We start from the raw sequence: 4,006 nt of genomic DNA, 5'->3' as shown, positions 1-4,006 counted from the left end.
GCCTGGACGACACCAACTTCGGCGGATCCGGCACCCAGCTGCAAATCTACGACTGCACCGCCAACGACACCGCCCAAACCTGGCATCTGAGCTAGACGGTTAATTCCTGGGGGTACGGGGGCGAAACGGCACGCAGCCTCTGGCTGCCAAGGGCACAATGACTGCGCCTGGCCACCCCGCCGACCACGCACGGCCAACCAGGGGCGAGGGAGGTCGTCCGGGTCGCCCATGCTTGCCGCTGAGCCGTTTCGCAAGGCCGCATGCCGGGTGCGGCCACGCTCGCCGCAACCCCCAGGAATAACCGTCTATCCCACGATGGCTCCGACCGGGTATCCCCTCGCTGACGCGATGCGCCACCGGGTCGCTGAGGTAGAACGCAAACGCGTCGCCTGCACTAACCCTCATTGGCCGTTGTTCTCGTCGCCCCGAGGGGGTCGCCTCCGCGGCGATCCGCGGGCCCATCATGCCGGTCGCGCCGAACACCATGTCTGGGCCAGGGCAGCCGGGGTCGGCGCGTTGGCCAACAGATCGAGGACCGAGCCGGTCTCAGAGCGCTGCCTACGGTTACGGGGGGACGCAGCGACGGGCGCCCCTCACAGTAGAACCCCACGCTGCGCCTGTCACCACGCTGGTGACAGGCGGGCCGGGCACTGCGGGTCTTGATCACGGCCCATTCGCCCGGATCATCTAAGGCTGCTGCCCGTGACCACCGAGTCGGCCACGTCCGCGCAGATATCGCTGCGAACGATGGTCCGGGAGTGAGGCCGGGTCGGGTGCATCGGCTTCGGCAGCCCGCCGGCCCACACCGCGCTGCTGCGGAAGCCGCGGGTCGAGCAGCGGGCGTGGCTGACGGAAGCAGAGTTCGAGGACGGCGTCGCCGCGACGAACCTGCAGCCCGGACCCGCCTCCACCCAGCTGGCGATCCTCTACGCGTGGCGGCTGCGGGGCCACGGCCCCATGGACCCTGGCCCGCGAAATCAAGCAGGCTCGCCATGAAAACGGCAGGGACAAGGGCGGCGGCGAATAGGCGCGGATGCGACGAGGCTGTCGACAGTCGTCGGCCTCCCTCGCACAGGAAAGCGCGCCGCAGGCTGCTGCTTCGTTGCCAGGACAGTCGGCAGGTAATCAGCCTCGACGCCTCCTCCGTGTCGGCTCCGATCCACGAACCTCTGCGACGTCCTCATGCAACGCCGCCCAGTGGCCGTCGGCTTCCAATCGCGACCGCTGGATCTGGATGTGACCAGCGGCCCAGTTCCAGAACGCGGCGGCCTCGGTCGGCGAGGCGCCCAACGGTCACGCCCTGGCCGCGTGGCGAAGGCACTGACCGTGTGACTCCGGTCCGTGCCGTCCGACGCCGACGCTTAGACCGACGCCTTCCCACGCTGCAGTGGACGCCGGCGCAGGTCGCGCACCAGCGCGGACGGAGGTACCACCAGCACCGGGCACGCCGCCCGCAGCGAGCAGTGCCGAACCACCGGTGGCTGCAGGCCGAATGCTCTGCGCAGCACACCTATCCGGCCGCTTCCGACCACGAGCAAGTCGTCGGGACGGTCGGCCAGCGAGACGAGGACCGGACCGGGCGGTCCGAACACCACCCGCGTTTCGACCGGAAGGTCGGTGGGGACCCCGCCCAGCGCCGCGCCGAAGGCGTCGGTCAGCCGCTGTTCGGCGTGTTCTCGCTGCACCATGTGCAGCGGAGGGCAGGGGGCTCGCCGGTACGCTGCTTCCCCACCCGGCGGCGTCCAGGCCAGCACAGCCACCAGTACCGCCTGCCGTTCCCGGGCTTCGGTGACCGCGCGGCGCAATGCCTGCAAGCTGCCCAGCGAACCGTGAACCCCGACGAAGACACGCGCGCTCATAGCCGCCTCCTCTGCTCGTGAAAATCCCCCTGACCTGGTGCATCACAGTCGATCACACCGGATCCCGGATCTAGCCGAAACTCACGCGATGAACACGAAGTCCTGACAAAACGCCAAGGCCGGTCGGGACGGCCTTTGACGCCCCAGCCGCCTCGGGCGTGTTTGAGAAGTCGGGTGGGTGGTGTCCCGCAGCTGATGAGCAGGTTGAGCGCGACGGCTCAGCGGCAAGCATGGCAAGACGGACGGCGTGCGTCATCCTAGTTGGCTGTGGCTGGTCGTCCGCTCGCCGCCAGGCGCCGCCACTGTGCCCATGGCAGCCAGAGGCTGCGTGTCGTCGCGCCCCGCCCGACTTCTCTAACACGCCCTAACAGGCGGAGGGATGGCGTCCACTCGCGTGGTGTAAGTAATCTTCGCCGCCAGCGGGACGCGGGTCACGCCCGAGGGTGTATGGATCTTGATGGAGTTGAAGAACCGGCCCGCTGAGGGCGACCCATCACTTTCCCGGCTCAGATGCCCTGTGGAATTGCGCGTGACCTGCGGCTTCGCTGCTGAAGATTACTTACACCACGCGAGTGGACGTGACCTCCTCGCCGCGATCGACCGCTTGCTCGACGGCGACCACCAGCGGTCGACCGGGCGACTCAGCGTCTCCCAACTCTCCGCCGAAGCCGGCGTGAAACGCTGGCTGCTGACCCACCAGCACACCGATCTCAAAGACCTGCTCCAAGCCAGAGTCGCGGGCCTCGACGCGGCCCGCGGCGATCGCGCACGAGCCACCAGCGCCTTCGAGAAGCTGAAACGCGACCACCGCGACCTCCAAGACCACTGTGCAGAGCTGGAGGAACGCGTGCGCGTCTACGCAAACGCGCTGAACCTGCTGATGCTGGAGAACGCGGCGCTGGCCGGCGAGGTGCAGAATGCGACCCAAGTGCCCGCCCCGGCGCAACACAGCGGTGCCCAGAGCCTGCGGGCTGATGTTTTTAACCTGCCCCGGACCCGCGATGTTTCAGCGCCGCTGAGGCTGCCAGCCCAGCAACGCCCGAGCCTTAGCGGTGCTCCAACAACGTCCCGCTCCGTCGTCGCCAAGGATGTGGACGGCTTCGACGCCGTCACGCTCGAGCGCGGCGAGCACCGCAGCGGCCAGGTCCGATGCGGCCAACGCGGGCACCGGGACGCCGTCCTCGCAGAGCCTCACGCGTGGACACGGGCTTAGGATAGAGGGCACACTGGGCTTCCGCTTTGATCCGAGTTCGGCAGGTATTTCTTTCGCTCGAAATCGTAGAGGTCACGGTCTACAGCGTGACAGATTTGGTCGATCGCGTTATCGGCGTCGGGATTGGTGGCAGTCCATAGCCGAATATTCCCATCCGAGCTGGCGGTGGCAATGGTGCCCCCATCGGAACTAAACACTACTGAATTGATGCGGCCGGTGTGGCCTTCGAGGACGGGCCCAGGCTTGCCAGTCGCCGCATCCCATAGGCGAGCAGCACCATCGTTGGTGGCCGTGGCTACGCTGCGCCCATTCGGGCTGAACTGCATCGAGGTCAAGTCGCTGACATGGTCTTGGAAGACTGGCCCAGGCTTGCCGGTCGCCGCGTCCCACAGCTGAATTCTTCCATTCCAGCTGGCGGTGGCAAGAGTCCGCCCATCGGAACTAAACACCACCGAATCGATGCGGCCCGTGTGGCCGTTGAGGACAGGTCCAGGGTTGCCATTCGCCGCATTCCACAGCCGAACAGTCCCATCGTCGCTGGCGGTAGCCACGCTGATCCCATCACGACTGAATGCTATTGAGGTAATGAAGCTAGTATGACCCTTGAGGATAGGTCCGGGCTTGCCTGTCGCTACATCCCAAAGCTGAGCAATCCCATCGAAGCTGGAGCCGGTTGCCGGATTCCAGGGCCGCGTCGTCGTAACCATGCTCGACGTAGCTAGCGTATGCCCATCGGGACTGAACACCGCTAGCTGGTGCTGATCGATGTGACCGTTGAGTACGGCCTCGGGTCTGCCGGTGATGACATCCCATAGCCGAGCTGTTCCATCAACACTCGTAGTGGCCAGGGATTGGCCGTCAGGACTGAACACCACAGAGGTGACGCGGTCGGTGTGGCCTTTAAGGATAGGGCCGGGCCTACCCGTGGCGACAT

Annotated in this window: 4 protein-coding genes; 2 read left to right on the top strand and 2 right to left on the bottom strand. The window is 66.4% G+C overall.

Features of this window, described 5'->3' with window-relative positions; translation table 11 throughout:
- The first annotated feature begins 777 nt into the window (after positions 1–777).
- Positions 778–996 (top strand): chromate transporter, encoded by a 219-nt coding sequence (locus ABH935_RS50780; protein ID WP_370385229.1) that lies wholly within the window; start codon positions 778–780, stop codon positions 994–996.
- A 365-nt stretch (positions 997–1,361) separates the two neighbouring features.
- On the opposite strand, the gene ABH935_RS50775 is transcribed toward ABH935_RS50780, so the two are convergent.
- Positions 1,362–1,859, bottom strand: coding sequence for a universal stress protein (locus tag ABH935_RS50775; RefSeq protein ID WP_370385228.1), 498 nt, complete (start codon positions 1,857–1,859; stop codon positions 1,362–1,364).
- 457 nt (positions 1,860–2,316) lie between these two features.
- Here ABH935_RS50775 and ABH935_RS50770 point away from each other — a divergent pair, with 457 nt between their 5' ends.
- On the top strand, positions 2,317–3,072 hold the full coding sequence (locus ABH935_RS50770) for a hypothetical protein (RefSeq protein WP_370385227.1): 756 nt from the start codon (positions 2,317–2,319) through the stop codon (positions 3,070–3,072).
- Here ABH935_RS50770 and ABH935_RS50765 read toward each other — a convergent pair.
- Positions 3,069–4,006 (bottom strand): WD40 repeat domain-containing protein (locus ABH935_RS50765; protein ID WP_370385226.1); only part of this gene is annotated, 938 nt, incomplete at its 5' end. The two genes, ABH935_RS50770 and ABH935_RS50765, sit on opposite strands and share 4 nt — an antisense overlap.

It is taken from the genome of Catenulispora sp. GAS73, from assembly GCF_041262085.1.
Taxonomy (GTDB): domain Bacteria; phylum Actinomycetota; class Actinomycetes; order Streptomycetales; family Catenulisporaceae; genus Catenulispora.
This window is presented reverse-complemented; position numbering and strand designations above follow the sequence as displayed.

Bases quoted from the DNA above. Each gene is read 5' to 3' on its own strand.
- ABH935_RS50775 (WP_370385228.1), bottom strand. From the start codon at position 1,859: ATGAGCGCGCGTGTCTTCGTCGGGGTTCACGGTTCGCTGGGCAGCTTG.
- ABH935_RS50770 (WP_370385227.1), top strand. From the start codon at position 2,317: ATGGAGTTGAAGAACCGGCCCGCTGAGGGCGACCCATCACTTTCCCGG.